Raw genomic sequence first — 16,192 nt, 5'->3', positions numbered from 1 at the left:
CTATACAGCAGGAGTCGGACAGAATGAGAAAGCGTTTCGACAGAACGATCTTGGCCGGTCTCGCCGGCGCATGGGTCGCGCTGGCCGTCAGCGGTTGCGCGAACGTCGGGCAGCCGAATGCGCAGAACAATGTGGCAAACAGCACCAACGCAGCGTCCGGCGTGCTGGCGGCGAATGCGATGGGAACAACGTCTGGCGATGCGGCGGCAGACGCGCCGCTGTCGATCGACGCCAGCGATAACGCGCAGCTGAAAAAGTCGCCGCCGCTGGTGTATCGGGTCAGGCGCGGCGACACGCTCGCGCGGGTCGCGCAGCGTCACCACATCAGCGTCAAGCAGTTGCAGGCATGGAACGCTCTGAAGGCATCGGCGCGGCTGAAGCCGGGGCAGGTGCTGCACGTCGCGTCGCCGGAGACGGTGCGCGCGGTCAAGGCGGCCAATGCGGCGGCCGCCGCGAAGGCGGCGGCGCGACCCGCGGCGCCGGGTGATTCACAAGCGACAGCGCCAACGTCGGCACAAGCCTCGACGCAGTCCGCAGCACCCGCTCCGGATGCCGCGGAAGTCCGCCAGGTCACGCGGGAAACCCGCCGGCATGCGAGCAGCGTGACGCTCGCGTGGCCTGCCGCGGGCAGCGTCGTCGAAGCGTTTCAGCCGGGCGAAACACGCGGCATCGAAATCGGCGGCAAAGCGGGCGATCCGGTGCGAGCTGCCGCGGACGGCAAGGTGATGTACGCGGGCACCGGACTGAACAGCTATGGCAGCCTGATCATCGTCGAACACAACAAGGATTTTCTGACCGCGTATTCGCACAACCGCAAACTGCTGGTCAAGATGGGCGACATCGTCCGCAAGGGTCAGCAGATCGCGGAGATGGGCGACGAGAACAATTCGCGTGTGTCGGTCGGGTTCGAAGTGCGGCACGACGGCAAGCCGGTCGATCCGCTGCGTTATCTGCCGCAGGGGCGCAGTTGAGCTTCGGCGTTCCCGCAAAAGCTCACCTTGAATTTATTCAGCTAACCCAGGCAATCTGATCGGCCGTGCCTTCCAGTCGGTCGAGAAATCGTTGCGAAAGTACCTTCACGCCAGCGCATTTCGCTCAATTCACGCAAAAGTACCAACCATCGACGGATGCCGCATCGACGCGCGGCCGCTTGTCAACGGTGAGGAAATGCGGGAGCCGGCAAGCAGCGCACGCGCCGCCGCCGTGCTCCGCGCGAATCGCCGTTACGTCGTTTGCACGCCGCGCAGCAAACGCGCTACCTCGCCGTGGTAATGCAGGATCGCCGGATCGGCCTGCAACAGCGGCAGATAACGCGGCAGGAAGTGGTTGTTCGGTTGATCGGGCGAGAACAGTCCGATCACGGCCTCGGCGGTTGCGAGGCGGTCGCCGGCCTCGGCTTCCGCGTCGTCGAGAATCTCATCGACGCTCGCGATCACCGTCGATAGCGGCGTCAGCCAGCGAAACCCCGAACCGTTGATCAGCACCTGCAGGAATGCCGCCGGCGTCACCGGGCCGAACTCCTTTTCGTATGCGGCGCGTTCGTGATCGAGAATCGCCTTGTGCAGCGCAAGCAATGGTCGGCGAACATCCGTGAGGAATTGAATGCATTGCGGGTCGTTCATCGGCGGCTCCAGCGGCTGAGGTGACACGACGGAATCGCGCGTCGCAACACCACTCGGTGCGATGCAGCGGGTCGCGCGATCACGCTGACGGATCAATCCATCGATGGTAACGCATCGCCCCAGCCGGCACATGCGATCCACCCCGCATAGCATGCGACGTGCCGCCTGGCACCGCCAAAGCGCAGTTCTTTCGACACGACTACAATCGGCCGGTTTTCTGTCGATACCCGCTCGATCACAGGCCGCTTTTCATCGCGGATTAGCGCGACATGCCGAACAAAACGGCGCATGTTCGCGCTCTGGTGCGGTGTCGCGATCTAAACCGCGTGACCACAACAACATCCCCACCGGAGCCGCTCATGACAACGCTCAATATCAACGGCGAAACCCATACCGTCGATGCCCCGCCCGACATGCCCCTGCTGTGGGTCCTGCGTGATCTCGTCGGGCTGACCGGCACCAAGTTCGGCTGCGGCATCGCGCAATGCGGCGCATGCACCGTGCATCTCGATGGCGTCGCGGTGCGTTCGTGCGTGTTCCCGGCGGCGGCGGTCGGCGACCGGAAGATCGTGACGATCGAAGCGGTCGGCGCGACGCCCGCGGGTCAGAAAGTGCAGCAGGCCTGGCGTGAACTCGACGTCGTGCAGTGCGGCTACTGTCAGTCGGGGCAGGTGATGTCGGCGGCGTCGCTGCTCGCGCGCAATCCCAATCCGAGCGACGCCGACATCGACGCCGCGATGGCGGGCAACATCTGCCGCTGCGGCACCTATCACCGCGTGCGCGCGGCGATCAAGCAAGCCGCGAAGGGGGCCTGACATGTCCCAGGGATTGCTCGATGCACAGACCGGCGCACAGCCGACCGGCACCACCACGCGGCATGCACGCGGCATCTCGCGGCGCACGTTCCTCAAATTCGGTGTGACGGTCGGCGCCGCGGCCGGCGGCGGTCTGCTGCTCGGCTTCAGCATGCCGGCCGCGAGCCAGGATCAGAAGGCGGGCAAGAGCGTGATCGGCGGGGATGCGAACGAGGCGCCGCAAAGCGGCGTGTTCGCGCCGAACGCGTTCATCCAGATCGACACCGCCGGCAAGGTCACGCTGGTGATACCGAAGGTCGAGATGGGTCAGGGCGTCTATACGTCGATTCCGATGCTGATCGCCGAGGAACTCGAAGTGCCGCTCGACTCGGTCACGCTCGATCACGCGCCGCCCAACGAAAAGCTCTTCATGGACCCGCTGCTCGGCGGCCAGTTGACCGGCGGCTCGACGTCGATCCGCTTCGCGTGGGAGCCGATGCGCCGCGCGGGCGCGACCGCGCGCGTGATGCTGATCAACGCGGCCGCGCAGCAGTGGCAGGTCGATCCGGCCAGTTGCCATGCGCAAGGCGGGCAGGTGATCCACGCGGCCAGCAATCGCAGCGCGAGCTATGGTCAGCTCGCGCAGGCCGCCTCGGCGCTGCCCGCGCCGCAGAACGTGCCGTTGAAAGACCCGAAGGATTTCAAGCTGATCGGCAAGCCGGCGAAGCGTCTCGATTCGCCGGAGAAAGTCGACGGCACCGCGCAGTTCGGCCTCGACGTGCGCTTGCCCGGCATGGTCTACGCGGCGATCGCGAACTGCCCGGTGTTCGGCGGCACGCTCGCGAGTGTCGACGCTACGCATGCGAAGCAGATCCCCGGCGTGCGCGAAGTGATCAAGCTCGACAACGCGGTGGCGGTGATCGGCGACCACACGTGGGCCGCGAAGCGCGGTTTGCAGGCGCTCGATATCAAGTGGAACGAAGGCGCGGGCGCGCAGTTATCGATGAAGCGCATCGTCGACGATCTCGCGGCGGCCTCGCAACACGGCGGCGCGGTAGCGCGCAAGGACGGCGACGTCGGCCGCGCGTTCGGCGATGCGACGTCGCGCGTCGACGCGGTCTACCAGCAGCCGTTCCTCGCGCACGCGACGATGGAGCCGGTCAACGCCACGGTCCACGTGCGCGGCGACGCGTGCGAAATCTGGCTCGGCTCGCAGGTGCCGACGCGCGTCGTCGATGCGGCGGCCGCGGTCACGGGCTTGCCTGCCGACAAGATCATCGTGCACAACCATCTGCTCGGCGGCGGCTTCGGGCGGCGGCTCGAAACCGACATGGTCACGCAGGCCGTGAAGGTCGGCAAACAGGTGTCGACGCCGGTCAAAGTGCTGTGGACGCGCGAGGAAGACATCCAGCACGACATGTACCGGCCGTACTACTACGACACGATCTCGGCCGGGCTCGACGCGAACGGCAAACCGATCGCGTGGCAGCATCGCATTGCCGGTTCGTCGATCATGGCGCGCTTTGCGCCACCCGCGTTCAAGAACGGGCTCGATCCCGACGCGGTGGAAGTCGCCGCCGATCTGCCGTACGACCTGCCGAACCAGCTGGTCGACTACGTGCGCGTGGAACCGCACGCGGTGCCCACCGCGTTCTGGCGCGGTGTCGGCCCGACGCGCGGAACGTTCGTCGTCGAGAGCTTCATCGACGAACTCGCCGCGCACGCGAAGATCGATCCGGTGCAGTACCGGCGCAATCTGCTCGGCAAATCGCCGCGCGCGCTGAACGTGCTGAACGTGGCCGCGCAGGCCGGCAACTGGGGCAGCGCGCTGCCGAAGGGGCAAGGGCGCGGCGTCTCGGTGATGCACGCGTTCGGCAGCTTCTTCGCGATCGTCGTCGAGGTCGCGGTCGAACAGGGCGAGGTCACGGTCAAGCGCGTGAACTGTGCGGTCGATTGCGGGATGTACGTCAATCCGAACACGATCGAGGCGCAGGTGCAGGGCGGCATCATCTTCGGCATCACGGCCGCGCTGTACAGCGAGATCACGATCAAGGACGGCCGCGTCGAGCAGAACAACTTCACCGACTACCGGATTTTGCGCATCAACGAAACGCCGCCGATCGACGTGCATCTCGTGAAGAGCGGCGAGGCGCCCGGCGGCATCGGCGAACCCGGCACCGCGGCGCTCGCGCCCGCGCTGACCAATGCGATCTATGCGGCCGCCGGCACGCGGCTGCGGCAATTGCCGGTTGGCCGTCAACTGCACAGCGCGTGACGCGCAAGGAGCCCGACATGAAAAACAAGCTGAAGGGTCTTGGCGCGGCGCTGTGCGTCGCCTTGCCGTTTCTCGCGCAAGCGCCTGCTGATGCCGCGACTCCGGCGGGTGCCGGCGCAGCCGATCAAGCGCTCGTGCAACGCGGCGCTTATCTCGCTCAACTCGGCGATTGCGCGGCCTGCCACACCGCGCCGAAAGGCAAGCCGTTCGCCGGCGGCCTGCCGATGAACACGCCGATGGGCCGCATCTACGTGACCAACATCACGCCCGACGCGCAGACCGGCATCGGCGGCTACACCGAAGCGGACTTCGCGCGGGCGCTTCGCGAGGGCGTCGCGAAAGACGGCCACAACCTGTATCCGGCGATGCCGTATCCGTCTTACGCGAAGGTCAACGACGACGACGTGAAGGCGCTGTACGCGTTCTTCATGCGCGGCGTCGCACCGGTGCAGCAGGCGAATCGCGAGTCCGACATCAAGTGGCCGTTGAACATGCGCTGGCCGCTGATGTTCTGGAACATGGCGTTTCTCGAAAAGGGCGCATACCGCGACAAGCCGGGCAAGGACGTCGCGTGGAATCGCGGCGCGTATCTGGTGCAAGGGCTCGGACATTGCGGGTCGTGTCACACGCCGCGCGGCGTTGCGTTCCAGGAAAGCGCGCTCGACGAAAGCGGCAGCGCGTTCCTGAGCGGCGCGCTGCTCGACGGCTGGTTCGCGTCGAACCTGACCGGCGAGCACAACGCCGGGCTCGGCCGCTGGAGCGACGAAGATCTGCGCACGTTCCTGAAGACCGGCGCGAATCGCCACGCGTCGGCGTTCGGCGCGATGACGAGCGTGATCAACAACAGCACGCAAGCGCTGAGCGATCAGGACGTCGCGGCGGTGTCGGCGTATCTGAAGTCGCTGCCGCCGGTGGGCGGCAACGGCGCGGCGGCCTATACGTACGATCCGCAGGCGACGAAGGTGTCGCTCGATCGACCCGCGAACGATGCCGGCGCGCGCGTCTATACCGCGTATTGCATGCATTGCCACGGTGTCGACGGACGCGGTTTCGCGCCGATGCTCGCGCCGCTGGCCGGCAATCCGAACGTGCTCGCGAAGGACGCGTCGTCGCTGATCAACGTGACGCTGAACGGCACCGGCGACCTCGTGATCAACGGCGTACCGTCGCCGTTCCCGATGCCCGGCTTCGCGGCGGTGCTCGACGATAAGCAGATCGCCGACGTGCTGAGCTTCGTGCGCGCGGGCTGGAACAACGGCGCACCGGCGGTTGGGGCGGCGGAGGTGGCGAAGTTGCGGCAGTCGACCCAGGCGGGGCGCTGATCGAGAGGTAAGTGCGGCGCAACGCAAAAGCGGCAACCCATGCAGCGCAGGGTTGCCGCTTTTTTTTTGGCGGGACCGCTTCCGCGCGATCAGCGTGGCGTCGAGTCGTTCAGATAGATGCCTGCCGACAGTCCAGCCTTCACCTGCCGGGTGAATTCGTCGGTGGACACTTCCTCCGAGCCGGCCTCGATAGCTTCATACGCCTGGCGCACGACGTCGGCCGGTGTTGCCTTCGGCACTTCCAGGTCGCGCACCAGATCCGTGTCGATAAAACCTGCATGCAGCCCGATGACCTGCGTGCGCTGCTCGCGCAGCGATTGGCGCAGGCCGTTGGTCAGCGCCCACGCGGCCGACTTCGACACGCCGTAGGCAGACAGAATCGGCCGGTTCACCCAGCTCGCGACCGACAGCACGTTCAGGATCGCACCGCCGCCGTTCGCGGCGAGGCTCCCCGCGAACGCACGCGACATCGCCAGCATGCCAAAGACATTGGTTTCGAAGTGATCGCGCAACGCGCCGAGCGCGCCGTCGTCCGTCAGGCTGCCGAGTCGCGCGATGCCCGCGTTGTTGATCAGCAGCGTGAGGTCGCGAACCGCATCGGCAGCCGCGGCCACGGCCGCCGGATCGGTCACGTCGAGCTTGATGGGGACGACTCCAGGCAAGCTCACGCTGGCCGGATCGCGAGCGCCCGCATAGACCTTCCGCGCCCCGCGGTCGAGCGCCTGTTTCGCGAACTCCAGGCCAAGCCCGCGGTTCGCGCCCGTCACGAAAACGACAGCATCTTCGATCTTCATAGTCCTTCCTTTCACGTGGTGAATCGCATGCGCGCCGGCTCGCGGTGCGCGTGAGATGTGGTGGAAACGAGGCTGCATTCGCTAACCGAGCCATTGCGCTGCGCCTTTGCCGCGCAGCAGCCAATCGCGTCGCGCAGCCGGCGCCGTACGGCTTATGTCGGACGATTCGTGACCTCTCACGCGTCGCGTATGACAATGGGCGCAGCATATAACTATGATATTCATACCGTCAAGTGCGGCGAGGCTTCGGGCGAATTATTCGTTTCCTCTATCGGCTGCTCGTATGCGATTAAATCTTTTGCGATTGACAACGGGTGCGTCTTTCTCCATTATTCGACGCAAGCGATTACATCGCATGCGATCTAAGACGCTTAACCCCCTTATTCACACAGGAACCCATCATGACCCGGATCGACCAAGTCCTCTTCTCAGGCAACTCCCACGCCACGGTCAACCACGACCCCGAGCTCCAGCGCGGTGAGCACGGCGTGCTCGACCTCAAGCTCTCGGCGCTCGACGGTGAAAGCCGCGATTTCATTGCCACCGAGCTGCACCCGCGAGCCGAGCAGATGTTTGCCGGGGCGTGGTCAGCTTGTTACATCAGCGCCTTCGAAATTGCGGCCTCGCTGAAGAAGGTCACGCTGCCGTCCGACTATTCCGTGGACATCAAGGTCAGTATCGGCACCATCGGTAACGGGTTCTGTCTCGGCGCGCAGTTCACCATCCGCGCGCCGGGTCTGGCGGTGGAAGTCGTCGAGGCGATCGCGAACCGCGCCCACCAGATCTGCCCGTACTCGAAGGCCGTGCACGGCAACATCGAGGTCGGCCTGAACGTCGTCACAGCGTGACATATATATCGTACGCGATTTAATCGTACAATAGTCAAATCCGTTTGATACCCCGTTGATACCCCGTTTGATACCCCCATACATACAGGAATCCATCATGGAAAAGATCGAAAAAGTCCTCGCTGCAGGCAACTCCCACGCCACGGTCAATCGCGACCCCGCAGCCCAGCGCGGCGAATATGGCGTCTACGACCTCAAGCTGACCGCGCCTACCGTCGAGACGCTCGACTACGTCGGCACCGAACCGCACCCGCGAGCCGAGCAGCTGTTTGCCGGCGCCTGGTCGGCCTGTTACACCACCGTGTTCGGCATCGCGGCCCAACTGAACAAGGTCACGCTGCCGCCCGACTATTCGGTGGACATCCGGGTGAACATCGGGCAGACCGGGGCCGCGTGGTTCCTCGGCGCCGAGTTCGACGTCCGCGTGCCCGGCGTGGACAAGGAAGTCGTCGAGAAAATTGCGCACCTGGCCCATCAGATCTGCCCGTACTCGAAGTCGGTGCGCGGCAACATCGAGGTCAGCACCAACATCGTCACGGCGTAATCCGTCAGGGCACGTGTCTCTGCCCGAGACAGGTGCCCTTCACTGAACATTTTTGAAGGAATTCCCATCATGAAGACCAAGCTCATCGTTGCACTGCTCGTGGCAGTTTCCGCATCCGTCACCGCACCCGCGTTCGCCAGCGGCTATGGACCGGCCCCGTTCTACAAGCCCTCGATTGGCGCACCGGCATCGCAAAGCGGTCCGAGCCTGCGAACCGTCGCCTCGGAGCGCGAGGACCAGGCTGCCCCGGAAAGGGCGTACGGCGGTGCGGTTTCCGGACAGTCGGAATCGGGCAGCCATGTCGCCGTGACGTCGAGTGGCAACCTTTTCGCACACCACTAGATCGTCGATCCTTTTGTCGCTTGGCCGGCGCACATCCACGTTGTGGCTGCGCGCCGGTCACGGCAATCGGACGGTCGATGATTTAGCCACTGACAAAGAAGCAGCGTTCAGAGCGGTTCTACGATGCCGTACGGGCGTTCTTCGCCGACGGTAGGTTGTCGCCTTCAGGAAGCGATGCGCCATATGTTGTAGCGCGATATAATCGTATGCGATGTATATCTTGCGAAACGTCAGGCTCCAGCCAAGGAGGATGCACATGAAACCCAAGGATCAACTGGCACCCGAAAATCTGATGCTTTCCGATTACCTGTGCTTTGCGGTCTACTCCGCGAACCTGGCTTTTGGCAAGGCATACAAGCCGATACTCGAGGAACTCGGGCTTACCTACCCGCAATACATCGCGATCATTGCGTTGTGGGAGGAGGACAATCAGACCGTCAGCGGTCTTGGCGCCAAGCTGTTTCTCGAATCGAACACGCTTACGCCAATGTTGAAGAAACTCGAGGCGATGGGTTATCTGGAAAGGCAACGCGATCCCGGCGACGAGCGCCAGGTGCGGATCAGTCTCACGAAGAGCGGCAGGCGGCTGCGCGAAAAAGCGCTGAAGATGAACCCCGTCGAGACAGGGCTTGCGTCCGACGAGTTCGCGAAAATTCAGGCGTCGGTCGTGACGTTGCGGAACAATCTTATCAAGTCAGTCCAGAACGACGAATGAACGCGTAACGGTCGCTTAGCAGGGGGCGCCCATGTCTGCATTCAACGGACTTTTTGGCGCCTCACGGGGGACTTCCCGGCGGACCGAACCTCGCGGGGACCTGGTTTAGACGAGCGAGTGCGATCAGCCAGAGGCTTGCCGGTCTTCGCTGCATCCTGTCGGCTCGCGCGCTCCTGCGCGTAGGACGGGCTCAGCTCAGTCTTCAGATCTTCGCGCCGCAATGGTTCACCGCAGGCCTGGCAAACGGTGCCAAGGCCGGCATCGTTGCCACACGTGACATGCGTGAAGCGTACCGCGACGTCCTTGCCCTGCGGTTTATGCCACTTTTCGCCCCATTCGCGAAGCGCCAGCATGACCGGGTAAAACGCTCGGCCCATCTCGGTGAGTTCATATTCGTAACGAGGGGGCGTTGCCATGTAGCGCTTGCGCTCGATCATGCCGTCCGCTTCGAGCCGTTTGAGCCGGGACGAGAGCATCTGCGGCGTCGCTTGCGACTGCGCCACCAGACTGTCGAATCTCCGATTGCCCATAAACAGTTCGCGCAGGATCAGAACCGCCCAGCGGTCGCCGATGACAGCCTGAGACAACGCGATCGGGCACAGCGTATCGCTCTTGGCGGGCAATGCACTCATTCAAACCTCCATCGAAATCGCAGCGATCGTAAGTATGATAATCATAGCAATATTGGCGCAGGTTTGCGGCTCAACGCACGCGTGAGGAGCCGGTGACTCGCTGATCCATTGCGCAGCAGTGCGTGCGGAAATCTTAGCGATCAGGCGGGAAGTGCGGCAACCAGTTGTGCGGTTGTCAGGATCGCATGGGCGAACGTGGGACCGTTCAGATCGTGTGCGGCGCGCATCATTTCCTTGATGAAGGCGGCTGTAGCGTCTCGCACGAGTGTGACGTGATAGCCGAGTTCCATTGCGAAGCGACTCGTGGACTCGATACATGTATTCGCCAGCAAGCCGACGACGATCACGTGCGTGATGCCTTGCTGTTTGAGCTGAAAGTCGAGGTCGGTGTTAGCAAAGCCGCTTTGACCCCAGTGCTCATGAGCGATGATGTCACCCGGATTCACACAGAACCCAATCGTTTTAGGAGAAGCACCATGTCCGACTCTTCGCAGTTCGACATCGACCGCAGCAATCCTGGCCGGTGGACGATCACCTTCAGCAACCCGCCGATCAATATGTTCGTTCCCGCGACGATCGTCGAATTGGACGCACTAATGGCCGATCTCGAGTCGGACCCGTCCGTCAAGGTCGTGGTGTTTCAGTCGGCGAATCCCGATTTTTTCGTCGCCCATCTCGACGTAGCCAAGGCTGCCGAACGACCGGAGGTGCTCGGCCTTTGGCGCGACTTAGTACTGCGCCTGTCGTCTGCGCCAGTGGTGAGCATCGCAAAGATTCGCGGCCGTACGCGCGGTATCGGCAACGAGTTCGTGCTCGCCTGCGACATGCGGTTCGCCAGCAGGCAGAATGCTTTGTTCGGTAACCCCGAGGTCGGCGTCGGTCTGGTCCCTGGCGGCGGAGCGCTCGAGTGGCTGCCGCGCCTGGTCGGCCGTTCGCGGGCGCTCGAGATCGTGCTCAGCGCCGACGACTTCGATGCCGACGTCGCCGAACGATATGGCTGGGTGAACCGCACGCTGGATGATGACGACCTCGACTCTTTCGTCGAAACGCTTGCGCGGCGTCTGGCGTCATTCGACCGTGAAACGCTCGGCGCCGCGAAAGCCCAGATCAATCGCGTCGGAACGCCGACGGCCGCCGAACTCCAGTCGAGCATCGACATGTTCTTTCCGGCTCTCGCCTCGCCAGGTGGGCAGGCACGTCGCGCCAAGCTCCGTAGCCTCGCCTATGGCGTGCCGAGCGACTTCGAACTGAATTTTGGCAAGTACATGCCCACGCTAGGGCCGGCGGGCGACGATGACACGCTATAGCCTCCCGATCACCTCAGCGATGCAGCCCGACCTTCTGCCGCTTCTCCAGCACGCGCGCATACCAGGTCAGCGGAAAACACATCGCGAAGTAGATCATCGCGACCATGCCGTAAATCGGAAACGGCCGGAACGCGGCGTTCGTAATCATCGTGCCGGTCTTCGTCAGTTCGATGAAGCCGATGATCGACGCGAGCGCGGTGCTCTTCAGCACCTGCACGAGAAAACCGACGGTCGGCGCGACCGCGATCTTCAGTGCCTGCGGCCACACGATATAGCGCAACTGCTGGCCGAACGTCATGCCGAGGCTCGCGCCCGCCGCCCACTGACCGCGCGGCACCGCTTCGACGCAGCCGCGCCAGATGTCGACCAGATAAGCGCTCGTATAGAGCGTCAACGTGACGGCCGCAGCGGCCCACGGCGACACGTCGATGCCGATGAGCGGCAAACCGAAGAACGCGAGAAAGAGTTGCATCAGCAGCGGCGTGCCCTGAAACACCTCGACGTATAGCACGACGATGCGGCGCAGCCATGCCACCGGCGACACGCGCATCGCGAGCAGCGCGAGCCCGACGACCCCGCCGCCGACGAACGCGATCAGCGACAGCAGCACCGTCCAGCGCGCGGCGAGCAGCAGATTGCGGGCGATATCCCACAGCGTGAATTCGACCATGATCAGCGCTCCGTCGGCAGGGTACGCGCGCCGCGCCACATCAGGCGGCCGCGCCAGTTGCGCGGCAAGCCGTCGTTGCCGCTGCTGCTGTTGTTGGCGCCACGCGCGGCGCGGCCCGCGAACAGCCCGCGGCCGAAGCGGTTCAGCAGCTGCCGCAACACGATCGACATCAGCAGATAGGTCGCCGTGATGATCACGTAGCTCTCGAACGAGCGGAAGTTGCGCGACTGGATGAAGTTCGCCGCATAGGTCAGGTCGGGCACCGAGATCTGCGACACAACCGCCGAGCCGAGCATTACGATCAGCACCTGGCCGAGCAGCGCGGGAAACACGTTGGCGAGCGCCTGCGGCAGCACGACGTAGCGGAACACCTGGCGTCCATGCAGACCGAGCGCCTCGGCGGCCTGCACCTGGCCGCGCGAAATCGAATCGATGCCGGCGCGCACGATCTCGGTCGCGTACGCGCCGAGATTGACCGTCATCGCCAGAATCGCGGCCTGGATCTCGTCGATATGAATGCCGAGGCTCGGCAGACCGAAGAACACGAAGAACAGCTGCACGAGAAACGGCGTGTTGCGGATCAGCTCGACGTAGCTCGCGACCAGCCAGCGCGCCCACTTCGGCCCGGCCGCCGCGATGCTCGCGCCGGCAATCCCGACGAGCCCGCCCGCCAGGGTCGACACGGCCGTGAGACCGAGCGTCACGGCGGCGCCGCGCGCGAGCATCCCCGCATAGAGGCCGAAGCCGGTGAAATCGAACGCGTAAGTCATGGCCTCGTGCCCATCGTAGGATCAGATTGAGGCGCGGACTTCACAGCACCACGCCACGGGTTTCAGAGATCGGCCGGCAGCGGCGCTCGCAGCCACTTCTGCGAGATCGCGTTCATCGTGCCGTCCTTGCGGGCCTTGGCAATCGTTTCGTCGACCTTCGCCTTCAGGCGCGGCTCGTTCTTGTTCAGACCGACGTGATCGGGCGAGCTGAACAGCGCGAACTTCTGCTCCGGATCGTTCGCCGGATGCCGCGCGAGAATCGTCGCGCCGACGTCGTTGCCGACCACCATCAACTGTACCTGACCAGAAAGAAACGCCGAAATAGCGCCGTTCGGATCGTCGAAACGTTTGATGTTCGCCGACTGCGGCGCGATCTTCGTGACGCTCAGGTCTTCGAGCGTGCCGCGCGCGACCGAGATCGACTTGCCGCCGAGGTCGGCGGCGTTCTTCACCGGCAGCGATTTCGGGCCGAACACCGCGAGGTAGTACGGCGCGTATGGTTGCGAGAAGTCGATCACCTTTTCGCGCTCCGGCGTCTGGCCGACCGACAGCAGCATGTCGGCCTTGCGATCGGCGAGGAAGGCCATGCGGTTGTCGCCCGTCACCGGCACCAGTTCGACCTTCGCGTTGAGCGCCTTGCCGATCAGATTGGCGACGTCGATGTCATAGCCGACCGGCTTCATGTCCGGACCGATCGAGCCGAACGGCGGATAGTCCTCGAACACGCCGATGCGCACGGTGCCGGACTTCGCGATGTCGTCGAGCGCGTCGGCATGTGCGGCCGATGGCAGCGCGCACAGCGCGCCGAGCGCGGTCATCGCGAGGGTCGCGGCGAAGGTCGCGAACACGCGGCGGGTCGATTGGAGAGCGGGGCGCTGGTTCATCATCTGGTCCTCTGTCGTCATGCGGGTTCGTCGAAACGAAGCGTGTGTGATGGGTTCGGTGTCGGGCAGCCGGTTCGTTTACGCGGATGTGGTTCGGCGTGACCGCCGCCGGATATACCGCGCGTGGATGCACTGTAGGTTTGCCAAAATCACGCAACAATCGAAATATGCGCATGGGCCGCATGACGTACGCTCATGGCTCGCCGCCGGCGAACGCAGCGGCGAGCGCTGCGACGATGTGGCGGGAAGCTACGGGCGATGGCCTATGCGGGTTAACATCCATATCGGGCTGAGGAAGTCCAGCGTGCATCGAGGCATGAGGAAAGCTCGGTTCCGGTGCACTTCCTGAAGGCTTTTTGCACCACGCCGGTGCGACGTCGACCAGAGCGAAGATTCTTATGCGCGCCATGAGCCGGACGCATGCGGGTTCCCCAGCGCGCCCACTCGTGCGCGCATAGCCGATCGCGTATGCTGTGGGCATAACGGGCAGGGCGGCGACGCGCGCTGCCACAGCCCCGCAATGATTTTTTCTGATCCTGGACGACATTCGATGCGACGCCTACCGCCGCTCAACGCGCTGCAGATTTTCGAAACCGTCGCGCGCCATCGCAGCTTCACGCGTGCCGCCGATCATCTGTGCCTCACGCAAGGCGCGGTCAGCCGGCAGATCATCGCGCTCGAGGAGTACTACAAGTTTCCGCTGTTCAAGCGTCATGCGAAGGGGCTGACGCTGACCGCCGAGGGCGAAATGCTGCTGCCGGCGGTCAAGGAGAGCTTCGCGCGAATCGAGGAAATGTCGCTGCGCTTGACGAGGCAGCGCACCGACCTCGCGCTGAAGGTGCCGACCTGCGTGATGCGCTGGATGCTGCCGAAGATCATGCGCTTCCAGTCCGAGTATCCCGATCTGCACGTGCAGATCACGACCACCTGGCAGCACGACGTCGATTTCCAGAATGAGCCGTTCGACGCGGCGATCATCTACGGTTCGTCGCCCGGTGCGGACGTGCAGGCGGTGTCGCTGTTCGAGGAGCGTCTGACGCCGGTCTGCACGCCCGAACTGCTGAAGGACAAGCCGCTCGCGCAGGTGGCCGATCTCGCGCGCCATACGCTGCTGCATCCGACTCGCGATCACCGCGACTGGAAGATGTGGCTCGCGAAAGTCGCGGAGACCGATGCAGCGGGCGCCGCCACGATCGACGCGGAGCTAGGCCCGAGCTTCGATACGCTCGACATGGCAACCAATGCCGCCGCGCAGGGCTTCGGCGTCGCGATCAGCGACCTCGCGCTGATCGACGAGGATGTCGCGGCGCGGCGCCTGGTCCGGCCGTTCGACACCGTGCTGAAGACCGGCTGGCGCTATTACTTCGTGTATCCGGACTCGGTCGCGCAACAGCAGAAGCTGAATCTGTTCCGCGACTGGATGGCCGAGCACTGGGAAGAGTGAGTTGCCGTCCGCCAACGCCGGATAGGGCATCCCTCACGGCGCGAACGACAAAAACAGATAAGCCGCGAATAGCGACAGATGCACGGCGCCTTGCAGAATCGTCGTGCGTCCGGTGCTGAGCGTCAGCGTGGCGACGACCAGCGTGAGCGCGAGCAGCACCATGTCCTTGCCGTTGATGCCGAGCACGATGGGCTGACCGATATACAGAAACACGCCGGCGACGGTGGGAATGGTCAGGCCGATACTTGCCAGCGCCGAGCCGAGCGCGAGGTTCAGGCTGGTCTGCAAACGATCGGCGCGCGCCGCGCGCAACGCCGCGAGCCCTTCGGGTAACAGCACCAGCGACGCAATCACGATCCCGACCACCGCCGGCGGCGCGCCCGCGCCGAGCACCGCGGATTCGACCACCGGCGACAGCACTTTCGCGAGCAGCACGACCGCGACGAGGCTCACCAGCAGCAGCACGCCGCTGATGGCTGCGAGGCGCGCGCCCGGCGGCTCGGCATGGACGTCTTCGTCGGGCACGCCGGCCAGGAAGTAGTCGCGATGGCGCACCGTCTGCACGAACACGAACACGCAGTACAGCACCAGCGACGACACACCGGCAAACGCGAGCTGCGACGGCGACAAGACCGGCCCGGGGCTGGTGGTCGTGAAGTTCGGCATCACGAGGGTCAGCACCGACAGCGATGCGAGCACCGCCAGCGCGGCCGCCGCGCCGCGGCTCTGGAAGTCCTGTTCAAGATGGCGGATGCCGCCCGCCAGCAAACATAGCCCGACGAGCCCGTTGCAGACGATCATCACGGCCGCGAATACCGTATCGCGCGCGAGACCGGCTTTCTCGGGACCAGACGTCAGCATCACCGAGACGATCAGCGCCACTTCGATCACGGTGACGGCGATCGCGAGCACCAGCGTGCCAAACGGTTCGCCGACGCGATGCGCGACCACTTCGGCATGATGGACGGCGGCAAACACGGCCGCGCACAGCGAAACGCCGACCAGCGCCAGCAGCAGAGCATTGCCCGGCATCGCGTAGGCGGCACCGAGCACGATCCAGCCAATGATCGGCGCGACGAGGGTCCAACGGGGCAAGACGGTCGCCGGCGAAGTCATGCGGCCTTCCTTTCAGTGCGTGTATGAACTTGAAGTGATGTCTTAAGGATCGACCTTAAGCCATTAAATTATAAGGGAGAAATCGTCGCGACAACCCGTGCTGCACGGAGTCG

Annotated in this window: 18 protein-coding genes; 10 read left to right on the top strand and 8 right to left on the bottom strand. The window is 64.2% G+C overall.

Annotated features, from left to right (window positions below; genetic code table 11):
- The first annotated feature begins 23 nt into the window (after positions 1–23).
- A complete protein-coding gene (locus ACLFKU_RS17540) occupies positions 24–971 on the top strand; it encodes a peptidoglycan DD-metalloendopeptidase family protein (protein ID WP_410849895.1) in 948 nt (315 codons plus the stop codon).
- A 252-nt stretch (positions 972–1,223) separates the two neighbouring features.
- Here ACLFKU_RS17540 and ACLFKU_RS17535 read toward each other — a convergent pair whose 3' ends face one another.
- On the bottom strand, positions 1,224–1,622 hold the full coding sequence (locus ACLFKU_RS17535; protein ID WP_368586836.1) for a hypothetical protein: 399 nt from the start codon (positions 1,620–1,622) through the stop codon (positions 1,224–1,226).
- A 359-nt stretch (positions 1,623–1,981) separates the two neighbouring features.
- On the opposite strand from ACLFKU_RS17535, the gene ACLFKU_RS17530 reads away from it, so the two are divergent.
- From ACLFKU_RS17530 to ACLFKU_RS17520, 3 genes are read left to right on the top strand one after another with little or no spacing between them, the layout of a single operon-like run.
- Positions 1,982–2,437 (top strand): (2Fe-2S)-binding protein, encoded by a 456-nt coding sequence (locus tag ACLFKU_RS17530; RefSeq protein ID WP_368586837.1) that lies wholly within the window; start codon positions 1,982–1,984, stop codon positions 2,435–2,437.
- 1 nt (position 2,438) lies between these two features.
- A complete protein-coding gene (locus tag ACLFKU_RS17525) occupies positions 2,439–4,691 on the top strand; it encodes a molybdopterin cofactor-binding domain-containing protein (RefSeq protein ID WP_410849894.1) in 2,253 nt (750 codons plus the stop codon).
- Between the two features lie 17 nt (positions 4,692–4,708).
- Positions 4,709–6,013, top strand: coding sequence for a c-type cytochrome (locus tag ACLFKU_RS17520; RefSeq protein WP_410849893.1), 1,305 nt, complete (start codon positions 4,709–4,711; stop codon positions 6,011–6,013).
- A gap of 89 nt (positions 6,014–6,102) precedes the next feature.
- Here the strand turns inward: ACLFKU_RS17520 and ACLFKU_RS17515 are convergent, their stop codons facing one another.
- Positions 6,103–6,807: an SDR family oxidoreductase gene (locus ACLFKU_RS17515; protein ID WP_410849892.1), complete on the bottom strand. Its 705-nt coding sequence runs from the start codon at positions 6,805–6,807 to the stop codon at positions 6,103–6,105.
- A gap of 401 nt (positions 6,808–7,208) precedes the next feature.
- On the opposite strand from ACLFKU_RS17515, the gene ACLFKU_RS17510 reads away from it, so the two are divergent.
- The 4 genes from ACLFKU_RS17510 (at position 7,209) to ACLFKU_RS17495 (ending at position 9,256) form a co-directional block, all read left to right on the top strand.
- Positions 7,209–7,655: an Ohr family peroxiredoxin gene (locus tag ACLFKU_RS17510; RefSeq protein ID WP_410849891.1), complete on the top strand. Its 447-nt coding sequence runs from the start codon at positions 7,209–7,211 to the stop codon at positions 7,653–7,655.
- Between the two features lie 97 nt (positions 7,656–7,752).
- Complete coding sequence (locus ACLFKU_RS17505; protein WP_368586842.1) at positions 7,753–8,199, top strand: Ohr family peroxiredoxin; 447 nt, start codon at positions 7,753–7,755, stop codon at positions 8,197–8,199.
- Positions 8,200–8,268: 69 nt separating this feature from the next.
- Complete coding sequence (locus ACLFKU_RS17500) at positions 8,269–8,541, top strand: hypothetical protein (RefSeq protein WP_410849890.1); 273 nt, start codon at positions 8,269–8,271, stop codon at positions 8,539–8,541.
- A gap of 256 nt (positions 8,542–8,797) precedes the next feature.
- Positions 8,798–9,256, top strand: a complete 459-nt coding sequence (locus ACLFKU_RS17495) for a MarR family winged helix-turn-helix transcriptional regulator (RefSeq protein WP_368586844.1) — start codon at positions 8,798–8,800, stop codon at positions 9,254–9,256.
- A gap of 41 nt (positions 9,257–9,297) precedes the next feature.
- On the opposite strand, the gene ACLFKU_RS17490 is transcribed toward ACLFKU_RS17495, so the two are convergent.
- Entirely contained in the window at positions 9,298–9,888 is a 591-nt protein-coding gene (locus ACLFKU_RS17490) for a winged helix-turn-helix transcriptional regulator (RefSeq protein ID WP_410849889.1), read from the bottom strand.
- Between the two features lie 140 nt (positions 9,889–10,028).
- Positions 10,029–10,334: an isochorismatase family cysteine hydrolase gene (locus ACLFKU_RS17485; protein WP_410849888.1), complete on the bottom strand. Its 306-nt coding sequence runs from the start codon at positions 10,332–10,334 to the stop codon at positions 10,029–10,031.
- On the opposite strand from ACLFKU_RS17485, the gene ACLFKU_RS17480 reads away from it, so the two are divergent.
- The gene (locus ACLFKU_RS17480; RefSeq protein WP_410849887.1) at positions 10,308–11,195 is read left to right on the top strand and encodes an enoyl-CoA hydratase/isomerase family protein; all 888 of its coding nucleotides are present in this window, start codon (positions 10,308–10,310) and stop codon (positions 11,193–11,195) included. The genes ACLFKU_RS17485 and ACLFKU_RS17480 overlap by 27 nt on opposite strands.
- 13 nt (positions 11,196–11,208) lie before the next feature.
- On the opposite strand, the gene ACLFKU_RS17475 is transcribed toward ACLFKU_RS17480, so the two are convergent.
- From ACLFKU_RS17475 to ACLFKU_RS17465, 3 genes are all read right to left on the bottom strand, one after another.
- The gene (locus ACLFKU_RS17475; protein ID WP_410849886.1) at positions 11,209–11,865 is read right to left on the bottom strand and encodes an amino acid ABC transporter permease; all 657 of its coding nucleotides are present in this window, start codon (positions 11,863–11,865) and stop codon (positions 11,209–11,211) included.
- Between the two features lie 2 nt (positions 11,866–11,867).
- Entirely contained in the window at positions 11,868–12,635 is a 768-nt protein-coding gene (locus tag ACLFKU_RS17470) for an amino acid ABC transporter permease (protein ID WP_410849885.1), read from the bottom strand.
- A 62-nt stretch (positions 12,636–12,697) separates the two neighbouring features.
- Entirely contained in the window at positions 12,698–13,519 is an 822-nt protein-coding gene (locus ACLFKU_RS17465) for a transporter substrate-binding domain-containing protein (protein ID WP_368586876.1), read from the bottom strand.
- A gap of 550 nt (positions 13,520–14,069) precedes the next feature.
- Here ACLFKU_RS17465 and ACLFKU_RS17460 point away from each other — a divergent pair.
- Positions 14,070–14,963 (top strand): LysR substrate-binding domain-containing protein, encoded by an 894-nt coding sequence (locus ACLFKU_RS17460; protein WP_368586850.1) that lies wholly within the window; start codon positions 14,070–14,072, stop codon positions 14,961–14,963.
- 33 nt (positions 14,964–14,996) lie between these two features.
- Here ACLFKU_RS17460 and ACLFKU_RS17455 read toward each other — a convergent pair whose 3' ends face one another.
- Positions 14,997–16,079 carry a calcium:proton antiporter gene (locus ACLFKU_RS17455; RefSeq protein WP_410849884.1) on the bottom strand — a complete coding sequence of 361 codons (1,083 nt, stop codon included), beginning with the start codon at positions 16,077–16,079 and terminating at the stop codon, positions 14,997–14,999.
- Positions 16,080–16,192: the final 113 nt, after the last annotated feature.

This window comes from Paraburkholderia sp. EG304, assembly GCF_046543485.1.
GTDB lineage: Bacteria > Pseudomonadota > Gammaproteobacteria > Burkholderiales > Burkholderiaceae > Paraburkholderia > Paraburkholderia youngii.
The sequence above is the reverse complement of the archived record's forward strand: the minus strand, read 5'-3'. Positions and strand labels throughout refer to the sequence as shown.

Coding starts and splice junctions, on each gene's coding strand:
- ACLFKU_RS17530 (WP_368586837.1), top strand. CDS start 1,982: ATGACAACGCTCAATATCAACGGCGAAACCCATACCGTCGATGCCCCG.
- ACLFKU_RS17520 (WP_410849893.1), top strand. CDS start 4,709: ATGAAAAACAAGCTGAAGGGTCTTGGCGCGGCGCTGTGCGTCGCCTTG.
- ACLFKU_RS17510 (WP_410849891.1), top strand. CDS start 7,209: ATGACCCGGATCGACCAAGTCCTCTTCTCAGGCAACTCCCACGCCACG.
- ACLFKU_RS17460 (WP_368586850.1), top strand. CDS start 14,070: ATGCGACGCCTACCGCCGCTCAACGCGCTGCAGATTTTCGAAACCGTC.
- ACLFKU_RS17475 (WP_410849886.1), bottom strand. CDS start 11,865: ATGGTCGAATTCACGCTGTGGGATATCGCCCGCAATCTGCTGCTCGCC.
- ACLFKU_RS17480 (WP_410849887.1), top strand. CDS start 10,308: ATGAGCGATGATGTCACCCGGATTCACACAGAACCCAATCGTTTTAGG.
- ACLFKU_RS17505 (WP_368586842.1), top strand. CDS start 7,753: ATGGAAAAGATCGAAAAAGTCCTCGCTGCAGGCAACTCCCACGCCACG.
- ACLFKU_RS17495 (WP_368586844.1), top strand. CDS start 8,798: ATGAAACCCAAGGATCAACTGGCACCCGAAAATCTGATGCTTTCCGAT.
- ACLFKU_RS17490 (WP_410849889.1), bottom strand. CDS start 9,888: ATGAGTGCATTGCCCGCCAAGAGCGATACGCTGTGCCCGATCGCGTTG.
- ACLFKU_RS17465 (WP_368586876.1), bottom strand. CDS start 13,519: ATGAACCAGCGCCCCGCTCTCCAATCGACCCGCCGCGTGTTCGCGACC.
- ACLFKU_RS17470 (WP_410849885.1), bottom strand. CDS start 12,635: ATGACTTACGCGTTCGATTTCACCGGCTTCGGCCTCTATGCGGGGATG.
- ACLFKU_RS17535 (WP_368586836.1), bottom strand. CDS start 1,622: ATGAACGACCCGCAATGCATTCAATTCCTCACGGATGTTCGCCGACCA.
- ACLFKU_RS17500 (WP_410849890.1), top strand. CDS start 8,269: ATGAAGACCAAGCTCATCGTTGCACTGCTCGTGGCAGTTTCCGCATCC.
- ACLFKU_RS17525 (WP_410849894.1), top strand. CDS start 2,439: ATGTCCCAGGGATTGCTCGATGCACAGACCGGCGCACAGCCGACCGGC.
- ACLFKU_RS17540 (WP_410849895.1), top strand. CDS start 24: ATGAGAAAGCGTTTCGACAGAACGATCTTGGCCGGTCTCGCCGGCGCA.
- ACLFKU_RS17515 (WP_410849892.1), bottom strand. CDS start 6,807: ATGAAGATCGAAGATGCTGTCGTTTTCGTGACGGGCGCGAACCGCGGG.
- ACLFKU_RS17455 (WP_410849884.1), bottom strand. CDS start 16,079: ATGACTTCGCCGGCGACCGTCTTGCCCCGTTGGACCCTCGTCGCGCCG.